The 14,524-nt window shown below is 68.7% G+C and carries 11 protein-coding genes and 4 tRNA genes; 2 read left to right on the forward strand and 13 right to left on the reverse strand.

Features of this window, described 5'->3' with window-relative positions; all coding sequences use genetic code 11:
• The first annotated feature begins 34 nt into the window (after nucleotides 1–34).
• The gene (locus D3877_RS06270) at nucleotides 35–547 is read left to right on the forward strand and encodes a hypothetical protein (RefSeq protein ID WP_147395092.1); all 513 of its coding nucleotides are present in this window, start codon (nucleotides 35–37) and stop codon (nucleotides 545–547) included.
• Nucleotides 548–1,275: 728 nt separating this feature from the next.
• Here D3877_RS06270 and D3877_RS06275 read toward each other — a convergent pair.
• The 5 genes from D3877_RS06275 to D3877_RS06300 all read right to left on the reverse strand — a co-directional run bounded on the left by D3877_RS06275 (nucleotide 1,276) and on the right by D3877_RS06300 (nucleotide 5,678).
• Nucleotides 1,276–1,351 (reverse strand) — tRNA-Glu (locus tag D3877_RS06275).
• A 79-nt stretch (nucleotides 1,352–1,430) separates the two neighbouring features.
• A tRNA-Glu gene (locus D3877_RS06280) sits at nucleotides 1,431–1,506 on the reverse strand.
• A gap of 78 nt (nucleotides 1,507–1,584) precedes the next feature.
• Nucleotides 1,585–3,384 (reverse strand): single-stranded-DNA-specific exonuclease RecJ, encoded by a 1,800-nt coding sequence (gene recJ / locus D3877_RS06285; RefSeq protein ID WP_119829838.1) that lies wholly within the window; start codon nucleotides 3,382–3,384, stop codon nucleotides 1,585–1,587.
• A gap of 84 nt (nucleotides 3,385–3,468) precedes the next feature.
• Nucleotides 3,469–4,761: a DUF5666 domain-containing protein gene (locus D3877_RS29750; protein ID WP_158599792.1), complete on the reverse strand. Its 1,293-nt coding sequence runs from the start codon at nucleotides 4,759–4,761 to the stop codon at nucleotides 3,469–3,471.
• Nucleotides 4,758–5,678 (reverse strand): DUF6502 family protein, encoded by a 921-nt coding sequence (locus tag D3877_RS06300; RefSeq protein WP_199720707.1) that lies wholly within the window; start codon nucleotides 5,676–5,678, stop codon nucleotides 4,758–4,760. The genes D3877_RS29750 and D3877_RS06300 overlap by 4 nt, the downstream gene beginning before the upstream one ends.
• 213 nt (nucleotides 5,679–5,891) lie before the next feature.
• On the opposite strand from D3877_RS06300, the gene D3877_RS06305 reads away from it, so the two are divergent.
• Nucleotides 5,892–6,782 (forward strand): 6TM ABC transporter family protein, encoded by an 891-nt coding sequence (locus tag D3877_RS06305; RefSeq protein ID WP_119829840.1) that lies wholly within the window; start codon nucleotides 5,892–5,894, stop codon nucleotides 6,780–6,782.
• Between the two features lie 27 nt (nucleotides 6,783–6,809).
• Here the strand turns inward: D3877_RS06305 and D3877_RS06310 are convergent, their stop codons facing one another.
• The 8 genes from D3877_RS06310 to D3877_RS06345 form a co-directional block, all read right to left on the reverse strand.
• Entirely contained in the window at nucleotides 6,810–7,523 is a 714-nt protein-coding gene (locus D3877_RS06310) for an invasion associated locus B family protein (protein WP_199720708.1), read from the reverse strand.
• A 322-nt stretch (nucleotides 7,524–7,845) separates the two neighbouring features.
• Nucleotides 7,846–8,922, reverse strand: a complete 1,077-nt coding sequence (gene aroC / locus D3877_RS06315; RefSeq protein WP_119830821.1) for a chorismate synthase — start codon at nucleotides 8,920–8,922, stop codon at nucleotides 7,846–7,848.
• A gap of 124 nt (nucleotides 8,923–9,046) precedes the next feature.
• Nucleotides 9,047–9,121 (reverse strand) — tRNA-Thr (locus tag D3877_RS06320).
• A 32-nt stretch (nucleotides 9,122–9,153) separates the two neighbouring features.
• Nucleotides 9,154–9,228 (reverse strand) — tRNA-Thr (locus tag D3877_RS06325).
• Between the two features lie 133 nt (nucleotides 9,229–9,361).
• Nucleotides 9,362–11,323 (reverse strand): polysaccharide biosynthesis protein, encoded by a 1,962-nt coding sequence (locus tag D3877_RS06330; protein WP_119829841.1) that lies wholly within the window; start codon nucleotides 11,321–11,323, stop codon nucleotides 9,362–9,364.
• A gap of 50 nt (nucleotides 11,324–11,373) precedes the next feature.
• Nucleotides 11,374–12,327: an NAD-dependent epimerase/dehydratase family protein gene (locus tag D3877_RS06335; RefSeq protein ID WP_119829842.1), complete on the reverse strand. Its 954-nt coding sequence runs from the start codon at nucleotides 12,325–12,327 to the stop codon at nucleotides 11,374–11,376.
• Nucleotides 12,327–13,331: an MraY family glycosyltransferase gene (locus D3877_RS06340; RefSeq protein ID WP_119829843.1), complete on the reverse strand. Its 1,005-nt coding sequence runs from the start codon at nucleotides 13,329–13,331 to the stop codon at nucleotides 12,327–12,329. The genes D3877_RS06335 and D3877_RS06340 overlap by 1 nt, the downstream gene beginning before the upstream one ends.
• Entirely contained in the window at nucleotides 13,328–14,518 is a 1,191-nt protein-coding gene (locus tag D3877_RS06345; RefSeq protein WP_119829844.1) for a glycosyltransferase family 4 protein, read from the reverse strand. Before D3877_RS06345 ends, D3877_RS06340 begins: the two co-directional genes overlap by 4 nt.
• Nucleotides 14,519–14,524: the final 6 nt, after the last annotated feature.

Raw genomic sequence — 14,524 nt, forward strand, 5'->3', positions numbered from 1 at the left:
GTCCATCATTGGTTTGAACAGAAAGGACAGTGGAATGCTCACCTCTATGGCGGCGCGGCGCGCCGACCTGCGTCGGTTCCTGCGCGTGGAAATGGCCGTCGGCGCGACGATCAACGGCGCGATCACGGCGGGCATCGCTTGGTTGGTGTTCTCCGGGGTTGACCCGGTTCCGGTCTGGGGGCTGGGCGGCCTGGTCTTTGATTTGCTGCCCAGCACGGTCTTGCCGGTGCTGGCCATGGGCCTGCTTCTGCCCGTTGTCCTGCGCAAACGGCGGGCCAGCGGCAGGCTGCCCGCGTGTGGTTGGAGCGATCTGACGGGGTGGAGCCACCTTGTCCCGCGCGGAGTGGTCACGCGCGCGGTTGCTCTGGCCCTTGTCTGGTTCACGCTGTTGGCGCCGGTGGCCGCCGCCCTGCTGTGGGGCGGCGGCTGGAACGACGCCCCGTTGAGCGTCGTCCTGCTGGGCAAGGCACTTTATGGCGCGCTGGTCGGCGCCAGCGTCACCCCGGCCATCCTGCTGCCCGCCTTGTGCGGCATAAACGAGCGTTAGCAGGACGCGGAAAAACGGGCCGATGCAGTGCCCTTGGGTGTTGGTGCAGCGAGGCGATGACCGGGTTGCTGAGAACAGCGCTCAGGGGGCTGGTCGTCATCGATAGATGCCGAAACCCACAAAAATATTTTCAAGGGAATTTTCCTTTAAAATCAACACCGTAACTTTTTGACGACCTAACAGTCGGCTCCCCGTTCGTCAGACAAGAAAAAACGCATATAGATCAACAGCCTAGCTTGGTTTAGAGCAATCGAGTGGGAGTGATTTTGCCCATCCAAGCGGATCCAAAACCACGCTAGGAGTTTGGCTCTGGCGGCCTGCCTGACGAACCTCCGGCATGCCGCTTGGGCACAGTTTTTAAAAGCACCGTCACGGTCAATGAGACTCGTGACGGTGCTTTTTCTTTGCGTCATTGAAGAGAAAACAAACGAGACCATCTGCTCGATAAATCAAAACTCAGAGCGCGGTGTTGTTTCATATTTAAGGCACGGTGCCCTTGATGAGGTCGTCACCATTCGCTGGGCAAAGCGCACGCTCACGCCGAACCGGCGGGCCGCAGCCCGACGAGAAAAGACTTGCTTGATGTGTTGGCGATTCCGCACGCGAAGGTCCGGCGAACAAACGTGATTCCAATTTCACGCACGGCGCTACGCTGCGTAACTCTCGAAATGGCTTGGAAAGTCGTGGCAGCGCAACGGCTGCAAATCTTCAACCCTCTGCTGTGAGGGTGGCGTCCCCGACGGGATTCGAACCCGTGTCGCCGCCGTGAAAGGGCGGTGTCCTAGGCCTCTAGACGACGGGGACCTCTATGTTTTCGCAGGCGTGGACACGCTTGCTCACCCAAACGCTGCTTCCACCAGACAACCCTCAATCTGTGAGGGGGTGGCGTCCCCGACGGGATTCGAACCCGTGTCGCCGCCGTGAAAGGGCGGTGTCCTAGGCCTCTAGACGACGGGGACGTCGTTCGCGGTGACGCGCTTTCTAATGATCGCGCCCGAAACGCGCAAGCGTTTTTTTCGCCCCCTGCCCGCTTTCTTTCAGGCCGAACGCGCGGGCGCGGCGTCGTCGATCAAAAGCTGCACGCCTTCCGCGCCGTTCCAGCGGTCGATGCGCAGGATGCCCGCCAGATGGAAGGGCGTCCCCTTTCCCGTCAGCAGGGCTTGGCCCAGATCGCTGTCCAGCGCCCGGAAGGCGATGGCCTTCAGCCGCCCGCCGTCATTGCCTTGCAGGATGCAGCGGACGTGATTGGCCCCCACCACGTCGGCGCGGACCACCCGCGCGTCGGTGATGGCGAAGCGCGGCTCGGCGTTGCCGGTGCCGTAGGGGCCAAGCGTGTTCAGCGTGTTGACCAGGGCGGTCGTCGCCGCCCCCACCGACAGCGCCCCGTCCAGCTCCAGCGTCGGCACCAGCGGCATCGCCGCCATCTGTTCGGCCACCCGCGAGGCCAGGAAGGCGCGCAGCGCGTCCAGCTTGTCGCCCGCCACGGTGAAGCCCGCCGCCATGCGGTGGCCGCCGCCGCCGATCAGCAAGCCGTCCTGCCGGGCGGCGATCACCGCCGCGCCCAGATCGACCCCGCGCACCGACCGGCCCGAGGCCTTGCCGATCACCGTGCCGTCGGGCTGCTCCTCCAGCGCCACGACGCAGGCCGGGCGGCTGTAGCGCTCCTTCAGGCGGGCGGCGACGATGCCGATGACGCCGGGGTGCCAGCCCTCGCCCGCGACGAAGACCAGATCGGTCTCCCGCCCGGCTTCGGCGGCCACCCGCTCCAGCGCGTCCTCCAGCACCGCCGCTTCGACGGCGCGGCGTTCGGCGTTGTGCAGCTCCAGCTTTTGCGCCAGCTCCATGGCTTCGATGGGATCGTCGGTGGACAGCAGGCGCGCGCCCAGATCGGACGCGCCGACCCGCCCGCCCGCGTTGACGCGCGGTCCCAGCACGAAACCGGCGTGGTAGGCGTCGGGAGTCTCCTTCACCCCGGCCACGTCGGCCAGCGCCGCCAGCCCCGGATTGCCGCGCCGGGCCATCACCTTCAGCCCCTGGGCGACCAGCGCGCGGTTCAGGCCGGTCAGCGGCACCACGTCGCACACGGTGCCCAGCGCGACCAGATCGAGCCATTCCATCAGATTGGGTTCGGGACGGTCCTTATAGTGTCCGCCCTGCCGCAGCAGCCGGTTCACCGCCACCACGGTGATGAAGGTGACGCCCGCCGCGCACAGGGTGCGATAGGCGCCATCCTCGTCCAGCCGGTTGGGGTTGACCAGCGCCACCGCCGGGGGCAGGCGCGGTTCCGCCGCGTGATGGTCCAGCACCACCACGTCCAACCCAACGTCCGCCGCCGCCTCCAGCGCGGCGAAGGCGGAGACGCCGCAATCGACCGTCACCACCAGCCCCACCCCCTCGGCCTTCAGCCGCAGCAGGGCGGGGGCGTTGGGGCCGTAGCCCTCCTTCACCCGATCCGGGACATAGACGCGCAGCTCCGCCCCGACGGCGTGGAAAAAGCGGCGCAGAACGGCGGCGGAGGTCGCGCCGTCCACGTCGTAATCACCGAAGACCGTCACGCTTTCGCCGTCGCGGATGGCGCGCGCGATGCGCTCCGCCGCCACGTCCATGTCGCGGAAGCGCGACGGCTCCGGCAGCAGGGTTTTCAAACGGGGGCTGAGGAAGCTGTCGCACGCCTCTTCGGTCACGCCACGGGCGGCCAGCACGCGGCCAATGATTTCCGGCAGGCCGCGCGCCTGCGACAGGGCCAGCGCCTGCCGCTCCTCACAGGGGCGCGCCTGCCATCGCTTGCCCGACAGGGAGTGCGCAACGTTCAGGAAAGCGGCGGCGGCGTCGGTCATGATCGGCAACGGCGTTGTGATGGGGCGAGAGGGGCCAAGCCATAGCAGAGAAACGCCCCCCGCGCACGGCGAGACCCAGAAACGTCAACGGACGCCGCGCCCCTCAAGGCCAGCGCCACCCACTGACGTTCCACCCGGCGAACGCCCACCCCTTGGATCACCGCCGAATCCAGGGGGGCCGCGCCCCGGCCCGCCCCGCCCCGGCGGTCCGCCGCCGGGTGGCCCTGCTCCGGGTGGCCCTGCTCCGGGAGGTCCCGCTCCGGGGGGGCTTCCCGCGCCGGGGGGCGCGCCGTTCGGCGCCTCCCGCTCTCCATAGGCGCCGCCCACCCCGACGGCCCCGCTCGGCCCCAGCCCGACGCCCGGATCACCGGCGCCCGGCGGCCCTGAATCGCGGCCTCGGCCCAGACCAGCGGCGCGGGCCGCCGGGTCGCCGTCCGGCGCCTCCCGTCCGCCAAGCCCCGGAGCGCCAAAGGCGCGGGCGTCGCCGCCTCCGGAGCCGCCCCGGCGCACGACGCTGTCGATGACGATGCGGCTGCTGGGCGCGAACGGCCCCAGGCTGGTCGAATCCTCCAGCAGCCCGTCAGCCACCGCGCCGGTCGCGTCGGTGAAGGTTTCGACCGACAGCGCGCCAACGGCCGCGCCAAAGGGGTTGATCGGGTCGGCGGTCACGCTCGACGCCTGCCCCAAACGCGCGCCCGCGATTCGCACCGTGCCGCCATCCGCCGCCAGCAGCGCGTCAACGTCGGCCCCGGTCAGCGCCGCCCGGCCCACGGCAAGGCCGGACACCCGGATCATCTCGGGCGTCACCGCTTCCAAACGACCACGCAACAGCCAACCGCGCGCCGACGACCAAGGATCAATTCGCCCGGCGACGATCACCCCGTCAGGGCGCCGCAAACCGGACACCGCGACCCAGGCCCCCGGCGCCAGCGCGTCGCGGCCCAACGCGGACCCGATCTCGATTTTTTGTCCAAGGATGATGGCGGCCTCACCCGCGACCCGTTCGACCGGCCCGGCGACGGCGTAACGCACGTCGAGCACGCGGGCCGTCAAGCCGGTCGGCCCGCCCGCCGCCGCCGTCACGGCGATGACCTGACCGATGCGGACGTCGTCCACGGTCGCCGGTTGGCCTTCGATCCGCAACTGGGCGCTGGTCGGCAACTCGACGCGCAGGCCGTTGACCCAAACACTGCCGAAGGCCGTGACCGTGCCGACGATGCCGGTGCCACCGATGCCTCGATCCGCGACGCCGATCCCGGTGCCGCCGATGCCTCGGTCGGCTTGACCGGGCGCGAAAACCCCGCCCCCGCAGGCCGCGATCAGCAGGACCAGCGACAGAACCAGGGGCGTGAAGAAAGCGGAGCGGCGGCGGCTCACGAGCCACCCCCCTCGCCACCAGAGGCGGACTCGTCCGGCTGGGCTGGCCGCTGCCCGTCCGGCGCGCTGTACGAATAGAGTCCGGCGGTGAAACGGTGGGTCGCCTCGGCCTTGCCCTCGTCGCGGGCGGCCAGATCGGTGGCGAGACGGTTCAGGTGAACCAGCATCGCCATGCCGGTCTCCTCCATCTCCCGCCGCAGAGCCGCCACCGATTCGGCGGTCAACCCATCGTGAAACATCGCCCGCTCCAAAAAGGGCGGCGCGCCCCCCGCCAAATTGTGTCCAGCCGCCGCCAGATGGTCGGCCAGATTGCGCCCGTAATAATACGCCAATTTGTCGATGTCGCCACGCGGCACATGGGCGGCGACCACCAGATCAAGCAGCCCGTCGGCCCGCTCGCGCACCAAACCGGCGTGCAGCAGCTCGTCCAACAGGGCGCGGGGGCGGATGTCCTTGCTGATTCCCGTGACCAGGGACTCGAACGACGCCTCCCCCGCCGCGCGGCTGGCGCGGGGAAGCGGGCGCGGCCCGCCGTCGGCGTCCCGGTAATCGTCATGCCCCAGCCACAGGCCAAGCGCCTGCGCTCCCCGCGACGGGGCCGCCGCCGCGACCGCCTCCACCGACGGCGCGCCCGCCCGCAACTGGCTGACGTCCTTGCGGTGAACCCCGGTCAGCAGGGTGACGCGGCTGTCGGTCATCACCTTGCCGGGCAACGCGAAATCGCGCTCCGCCACCTCGACATACACCGCCTTCACCAGACCGGACAGCATCGGCCAGGGCATGCCGAAGCCGATCAGCACCCGCACCAGAGGCGCCAAAACCCGACGCACCGCCGCCACCACCGCCGAGGGCGGGGCGGCGTGCGGGGCCGCTCCTGCGCCGGGCGGCGAACGATGATCGGGGGGCGAGGTCGACAAGGATTCAGCGCTCGGGCGTTGGCGTCGCGTCCAGCGCGACCGTGGGAGATTTACCCACAATAGCGCGGCGCGCCGGAAAGGGAATGGTGATTTCGCTTGCTGTGGGATTTTTTCCCACGCATGATGACGGCGGCTGGTGGGAAAAACGCCCACGCTCATTCCCGCCACGCCGCCGTCTCTTCATCGCCCCCCTTTCGACGACGAGCACCGCCCATGGCGCCGCATCATCCGACCGAACCCGCCACCGTGTGGCAGGCCTTCCGCAAGCCGCTGACGACCGCCGCGCTGTTCGGCGTCGCCGCCAACCTCGTGGCGTTGGCGTCGCCTCTTGGGGGTGTTCTGGCTTATGACCGCCTGATGACGAGTGACGGAGCGGCCATCGCCTTTCTGGTCGCGCTGATCGCGCTGGCGCTGTTCGCCGCCCACACGCTGCTGACCTTCACCCGCGCCCGCTTGCTGGCCCGGGTGGGTCGGCGGGTTGGCGCGGCGCTGACGGATCGCTTCGGCGATTCCGAACTCATCGGACGGCCGCTCACGCGTGATCCAGCGACCGGCGCCCTGCAAAACCGCTATCGGGATTTGGCGTCGGTCCGTGAATTTCTGGCCGGTCCGATGACGGGCCCCATGCTCGATCTGCCTTGGTTGCCGGTCTATGCGCTGAGTCTGGCGCTGGTGCATCCGGGGCTGGGCGCCATGGCGCTGGTCGGCCTGTCGGCGCTGCTCGCCCTTGGCGCGGCGGAGGCGATTTCCAGCGAGGACGACGACGCGGCGCCCGCCACCCTGCCCGACTCCTCGCTTTGGGGAATCGCCGATGATGTCAGCGATCTGGCGGCGGTTGGCCTGCAATTCTGCTGCATCGTCTATCAGGCGCTGTTGCTGGGCGTCGCCCTTGTGCTGGTTCAGCGTGGCGAACTGTCGCCGGGGATCCTGCCCGGCGTGTTCATCATCGGCGGCGTCACCATGCGCACCGCCCATCGAACCCTCGCCCTGCGCGCGGAAAGCTTGGCCGCCTGGGCGGCTTACCGGCGGCTGACCGGACGGGCGTCGAACCGATCGGATTTGGCGGGGGGGAGCGTGATTTCCCTCAACCACACCGTCGGTTGAGGCTGGAACGCTTCCACCCCTGCCGGATCACCCGCCGCCCGGCCCCGGCTGAGTCACCCCCTGCGTCATCCCCTGCATCATCCAAGGCGCGCCGAGCGTGGCGCGAAGCTGGTCGGTGCGCTCCACCGCCGCCTTGAAACCGGCCAGGGCAAAACGAACCTCCGCCTTGGCCCCCGCCGCCGTCTGGCCAACCGCCGACACCTCCTGCGCGGTGAACAGCTTTTCAACCAGCTTGCGGTTGATCTCCGGGTCGGTGACGGCGCAGGTGTTGCTTTCAAACGCGAAGGGCTTGCAGGGGAATTCCGGGCGGAACACCGTCTTGTCGGTCCAGATCCGCACCGGCTTGTCGATCTCCAGCGTGCCAACCTCAAACCGGAAACGCAGGCCGTCCAACCAGCGTTCGGTGGAGCGCAGCCAGACCAGACGGGCGTTGCGGTCGTTCACGCCGCGCGTCGAAAGCTCGCATTCCGTCCGGCGGGTGGCGGGCCAGAGCTGGCAGTAAAGCTTCCAGCCCTTGATCGTCTCGTCATACTCGACGAACGGACGCCCGTCCGATGGCGTGGGCGAAGCGGCGGCGGGCGGCGGCGGGGCGCTGGGTTCAGCCGTCTGTGCCTGCGCCGGATGCGTTCCTAAGGTCAAGGCGCCCGCCAAGCCGCCAACCAAGACGCTCGCCATCATCCGCCGTCGCGCCGCACCCGTCATCGCCGCCAAGCCCCGCAATTGTCTCCGCAACAGGCTCACGCTACGGGAATCCCCCAAAACGGGCAATCACGCGCAGCGTCGCACAAGGCAACAAAGTCAGGTTAACGAAACGTTACCAACTTGGGAGATGAATTTTAAACACGGATGAACACGGATATCCACGGATGAACACGGATATCCACGGATGAACACGGATAAAAATTTTTACTTGATCCGTGTTCATCCGTGGGCCGACGCAGTCGGCATCCGTGTTTATCCGTGTTCCATGTCATTTTCCGGTCTTGCAAGACGGCCACGTCAACCTGACTTCGTTGCCCTGCGGCGTCGCAGACGCTCCATCACGCCCCTTGGCGTTGTCAGCTCAATCCCGCCGTTCGGCTCGGCGGCGCAGCAGATGGTCGGCCAGCACGCAGGCCATCATCGCCTCGCCGACCGGAACCGCGCGGATGCCGACGCAGGGGTCGTGACGGCCCTTGGTGAGGATGTCGGTTTCCTGGCCGTGGATGTCCACCGTCTGGCGCGGCGTCAGAATGGAGCTGGTCGGCTTGACGGCGAAGCGCACCACCACGTCCTGCCCGGTGGAAATGCCGCCCAGGATGCCGCCCGCGTTGTTGGATTGGAAAACCGGCTTGCCGTCATGGCCGACGCGCATTTCGTCGGCGTTGGTCTCGCCGGTCAGTTCCGCCGCCTCAAAGCCGTTGCCGATCTCCACGGCCTTGACGGCGTTGATGGTCATCATGGCGCGGGCCAGATCGCTGTCGAGCTTGTCATAGAGCGGGTCGCCCAGCCCCACCGGCACGCCGGACGCCACCACCTCGACCACCGCGCCGACCGACGAGCCGCTTTTGCGGATTCCGTCGAGATAATCGGCCCAGTGAAGCGCCGCCACCGGGTCGGGGCAGAAAAACGGGTTGTTGTCGATCTCAGCCCAATCCCAGCGGCTGCGGTCGACCCTGTGCGGGCCGATCTGCACCAGCGCGCCGCGCACGGTGATTCCGGCCCCCAGCACCTTGCGCGCCACCGCGCCCGCCGCCACCCGGCAGGCGGTTTCCCGCGCCGACGAGCGTCCGCCGCCGCGATAATCGCGGATGCCGTATTTTTCCCAATAGGTGAAGTCGGCGTGGCCGGGGCGGAACTTCGCCGCGATCTCGCTGTAATCCTTGGAGCGCTGGTCGGTGTTCTCGATCACCAGCGAAATCGGCGTGCCGGTGGTCTTGCCCTCGAACACGCCGGACTGGATTTTGACCAGATCGGGTTCCTGGCGCTGGGTGGTGTAGCGCGATTGGCCGGGGCGGCGCTTCTCCATCCAGGGCTGGATGTCGGCCTCGCTCAGGTCGAGCAGCGACGGGCAGCCGTCCACGACGACGCCGATGGCCGGGCCGTGGCTCTCGCCCCAGGTGGTGAAGCGGAAAAGCGTGCCAAAGCTGTTGCCGGCCATGATGAAATCCTCCCCGAAGCGACCGCCGCGTTTTGCGGCCTTTCGCACCCGCCGTCAAGCCGACGATGCGGGCCGCAGCCATTCGGCTGTTGGTTCCGAGAGAGATTTTAAGAAGGAGGAAGGATGGTGCTGCCAGAGAGGATTGAACTCTCGACCTCTCCCTTACCAAGGGAGTGCTCTACCACTGAGCTACGGCAGCGCCGGGCGACATGCGCGGTTCGGATCGGAGAATGGTGCTGCCAGAGAGGATTGAACTCTCGACCTCTCCCTTACCAAGGGAGTGCTCTACCACTGAGCTACGGCAGCGCCGGAAACCGAAGAAAACTGAACCGACACACTCGCGAGGGGCGTCCAGGCTGGCCGCCCCCTGAAGTGGCGCGGGTTATGCCACAGGCTTTTCGGGGATGCAAGCGGGGAAAACGCATCTTCCGATCTTTTCTCAGCCCTCCCGCGATCCGTTCAGCGGGGCGGCCATGGCGTCGGCGGGCGGCAGCACCGCTTCGGCGCGGAAATCGGGCACGATGTTGGCCAGAATGGTCAAAACCCGCTCGTCATCCCCCGCCCGCGCCGCCGTTTCCAGCTCGCCCAGCGCGCGATTGACCAGCGCGTAGTCGATCAACCGGGGCGAGGCGAGGAACACGCCGTCCGCCGCCGTGTGGGTCGGCGTCTCGGTGGCGGTTAGAATCTCCTCGAACAGCTTTTCTCCAGGGCGCAGGCCGGTGAAGGCGATCTGGATGTCCACGCCGGGGCGGTAGCCCGCCAGCCGGATCATCTGGCGGGCCAGATCGGCGATCTTCACCGGGTCGCCCATGTCCAACACCAGAACCTTGCCGCGATCCTCGCCCCGCGTCACCCCATGGGCCGACGCCTGGAGCACCAGCTCCACCGCCTCGCGCACCGTCATGAAGTAGCGGCGCATGTCGGGGTGGGTGACGGTCAGCGGCCCGCCCTTGGCCAGTTGCCGGGTGAACAGCGGCACCACCGACCCCGACGACCCCAGCACATTGCCGAAGCGCACGGTCATGTAGCGGGTCGCCGCATCCGTCCCCTCGCGCGGCGGCAGCACGTCCAGCGCCTGGCAATAGGTTTCGGCGAAGCGCTTGGCCGCGCCCATGATGCTGGTCGGGCGGATCGCCTTGTCGGTGGAGATCAGCACCATCGCCAGACAGCCCGCCGCCCGCGCCGCGTCGGCGACGTTGCGGGTGCCGATGACGTTGGTCAGCGCGCCCTCGCACGGGTTGGCCTCGACCAGCGGCACATGCTTCAGCGCGGCGGCGTGGAAGACCAGGGCCGGTTTGACCTCGTGGAAAAAACGGAACACCCGGTCGCGGTCGCGCACGTCGGCGATCACCGCGCGGGTGTCGAGGGTGGGGAAACGCTCCCGCACCTCCATCTCGATGCTGTAGAGGTTGAACTCCCCGGCATCGACCAGAGTCAGGCTTTCCGGGGTCAGCGCGGCGATCTGGCGGACCAGCTCGCTGCCGATGGTGCCGCCCGCCCCCGTCACCACCACACGCCGCCCGGCGATCAACCCGGCGATGGCGGTGCGGTCCAGCACGGCCTGCGGACGGCCCAGCAGATCCTCCAGCGCGATGGGCCGCACCTCGATGCCCTTGCCCTCGCCCAGCGCCGATTTGAACTCGGTCAGGCTGGGCAGGCGCGAGAGAATCAGGCCCAGCGCTTCGGCTTGATCGAGCAGAGCGCGCAGGGTCGCGCCGGCGATCTCGTTCGATCCCTTGGTGACGATCAACCGCTGCGGACGGTCGCCCTTGCGGTCCAGCGTCGCGACCACCGACTCCAGATCGTCGGGACCGCCCAGCACCGGCACGCCGCGCACGGCGTGGCCGACGCGACGGCCCTTGTCGTCGAGGATGCCGACCACGCGGTAGACCGCCTGCCCCGACTGGTCGAGCGAGCGGATGAACAGCTCCGCCGCGTCGCCAACGCCCAGCAGCAGCACCGGAATGCGCGGCGCGGCCCCGCCATCCTCGCGCAGATTGAGGCGACGGTCCTTGAACAAGCGGTAGGCGAAGCGCGGCCCGCCCAGCAGGACGATCTGCACCAGCCACAATATCAGCGGCAGCGAGCGCGGCAGCGATTCCAGCCGGTTCAGCAGGAACATCGCCAACACGAAACACAGCACCGCCACCGTGACGGCGCGGATCAACTGCACCAGATCGGGAACCGAGGCGTAGCGCCAGATGCCGCGATACAGGCCGAACAGCACGAAGACGGCGGCGGAAATCCCGACCATCATCGGCAACGCCGTCGTCAGCGCGTCGGTGTAGAAGCCGAAAGCCGTGGCCCCGACCCGAAGATACAGCGCCGCCGCGACGGCCACGCCGGTCATGGTCAGATCGTGGAGATAGACGAGAAACGCCCGTGGAGACGGGATTCGCATGCCGCTTGCCCTGCTGTCGTTCAGCCGCCGGAGGTTGGTCGCCCCAGGATTCAGCCGCGTGAAGCTTTGAACCATTCCGCCGTGCGGCGCAACCCGAACGCAAAGTCATGCGGCGGGCGCCAATCCAGCGCTTGGCGGATCGCTTGGTCGTCCACCGTCAGCGACCCGGCGACGCGGTCGAACACCGCCTGTTTGCCGGTCAGCCGCGCGCCCAAGGCCAGCAGCCCGAGCGGCAGCGGAATCAGCCGCGCCGGTTTGCCCAGCGCCGCGCCGATGGCGCGGATCAGCGCGCTGGTGGAGACCGGCGCGCCGTCCTGCACCAGAAAGCATCCGCCGGGCGCGTTGGGGTGGGTCAATCCCGTGACAATGGCGTCGGCCAGATTGCCGACGAAGATCAAACTGCGCTGGTTGTCCAGCCCGCCCAGCGGCAAGGGCAGGCCCATCGCCGCCAGTTTCAGCAGGCTGCGAAAATTCCCGGCGACGCCGGGGCCATAGACCAGCGGCGGGCGGATGACCACCACCTCCAACCCGGCGCGGGCGGCGATCTCGGCCAAGGCGCGTTCGGCCTCCAGCTTTGACACGCCATAGGGCGAATGCGGGTTCGGCGTGGTGGCGGCGCTGAGCGGCTCCGGCTGGCTTTCATCGACCAGCGCCTTGACGCTGCTGAGAAACAGCAGGCGCGTGACGCCCAGCCGGGCCGCCTCTTCGCCCAAGCGCCGGGTTCCGGCGCTGTTGACCTCCCGGAAGGCGGCGAGCGGGTCGGACGCCGTGTCCTTCATCACATGAACGCGGGCGGCGAGATGGGCCACCGCGTCGATTCCCTCAAGCGCTTGGCGCCAATCGGTGTCCGGCCCGATTTCGCCGACGGCGACCGTCTCGGCGGCGTCGGGCACGTTCGTTCCGGCGTTGCGCACGGCGGCGCGCACCCAATGGCCGCGCGCGACCAGCAGCGGGACCAGCGCGCGACCAACGAAGCCGTTGGCTCCTGTGACCAGAACCCGCATCAGACCGCCACCCGCGCCGGACGGGCCAACGCCGCCAACAGCAACGCCACCGCCGCCGCGCCCGGCAGCAACACCGGCCAACCCAACCACAGCGACAAGGCCGCCAGCGCCACCAGCACGGCGTTCAGACCCAGAACCAGCCGGACCACCTGCGCGTGGTTGCGCCCACGTTGGGTGGCCTTTTGATAGAAATGCTCGCGGTGGGCCTGCCAGACCTTCTTGCCCTCGATCAACCGGCGCAACAGCGTAAAGGTCGCGTCGGTCAGAAAATAGGCGGGGATCAGCAGCGCGGCGGGCCAATGCCCCAACGCCGCCAGACTCAGCAACAGCCAGCCCAAGGCGAAGCCCAACGGCACGCTGCCGACGTCGCCCATGAACAGCTTGGCCGGATGCCAGTTCCAGACCAGAAAGCCCAGCGCCGCCCCCGCCGCCGCCAGCCCATAGAGGCCCAGCGCCGGATCCAGACCGGCCAGCGCGCCGACCAGGGCGAGGCCGCCGCCGATGGTCGCGGCCTCCGACCCGGCCAGACCGTCGATGCCGTCCATGAAGTTGAAGAGGTTGACGAACCACAGCCAGCCGACCGCCGCGACCAGCCGGTCCGCCCAGAAGGGCAGCAGCCCCTGGAACACCAGCCCGTCGGCGGGCAAGGCGCTGAGGCCAAGGGCGACCACGGCGATTTGCGACAGGAAGCGGGGAGCCGGGGGCAAGGTCCGGCGGTCGTCGATCCAGGACACCGCCATCAAGGCCGCCGCCCCGCCCAGAATCATCCACACGCCCATGTCGGCCTTGAGCAGCAGGGCGATGGCGGCCCAGCCCGGCAGGAGAGTCAGCATGATCCCCCAGCCGCCGCCGCGCGGGGTCGGCGCCGAATGACTCGACCGCTCGTTCGGGTGGTCGAGGATGGCCTTGCGCCGCAGCCACGCGCCGACCCAGCCGGTCAGCCCGGCGGCCACCGCCGTGGCGACCACCAGCGTCGCCAGAGAAAGAAGAAGCGTCGGCGTCATGACGTCACCGGACTTGCGGAACGGGAGGGAGCGGATCGGGCGATCAAGGCGCGGTAATGCCCCACCACGATGGCGCCGACCCGGTCAGACGCCAGATCGGACAGCACCATGGCGCGGCTGCGGGCGCCGCAACGATGGCGGAAATCAGCGTCGGTCGCCATACGCTCCAACGCGTCGGCCAGCGCCGCCGGATCGTCGGGCGGGACCAACAGCCCGTTGTCGCCATCGGCCACGATCTCCCGGCAGCCCGGCACGTCGGTGGCGATCAAGGGCCGCCCGCAGGCCGCCGCCTCCATCAGGCTGACCGGCAAGCCTTCGCGGCGGGAGGCCAGCGCCGCGACGTGGCAGCGCGCCCAGACCGTGCGCACGTCCGCGACCTTGCCCAGCCATTCGACCATCGGCAGGGCCGCCCAACGCTCAAGCTGCTCCACCGACAGGCTGGTCTGGTTGCCCGGATCGGGCGCGCCCGCCAGCAGCAGACGCAGCGGCGCCCCGCGCGCGACCACCCGTTGATGCGCCTCGACCAGCGTGGCCACCCCCTTGTTGGCGGTCATGCGTCCGGCGAAGGCCACCGTCACCGGGCCGTCGGCGGGTTCCGGCAGCGGCGCGTAATGATCGACGTCCACCCCCGACCCGCGCACCACCACCACCCCGTCGCGCGGGGCAAGGCCGCTGTCGGTCAGAAACCGGCAATCATCACCATTCTCGACCGTCAGCAGGGAGTTGGCGCGGCGGGTGACGAGGCGCAACGCCAACCCGACCACCGCCCGCAACAGCTTGCGGTCGCCGTCGATGAACAGGTCGCCCAGCCCGGTCAGCGTGTTCAAGACGCAGGGAACCCCGGCGACCCGCGCCGCCAGACCGCCGAAAACCACCGGCTTCAAGGCGACGTGATGGACCAGATCGGGCTTTTCGCGCCGGTACAGCCGGACCAGCGCGGCGATGGCGGCCACGGCGGCGAAGGGGTTGGCGCTGCGCCGATCCCAAGCGAGCGGCAGCAGCGTGAAGCCTTCGGCCTGGATGCGCGCGCCATGCTGATCGACGCGGGTGGCGACGCTGACCTCAAAGCCCGCGTCGCGCGCGGCGCGCGCCATCGGCAAACGGTGCGCCCAGAAAAACCAGTCCTCGGTGACGAGGAACAGGATGCGGCGGCGCGGGGCGGCGATGGGCGTTTCAGACAGGGGCATGGCGGT

Origin of the sequence: Azospirillum cavernae, from assembly GCF_003590795.1 — a bacterium.
In the GTDB taxonomy this organism is placed as follows: domain Bacteria; phylum Pseudomonadota; class Alphaproteobacteria; order Azospirillales; family Azospirillaceae; genus Azospirillum; species Azospirillum cavernae.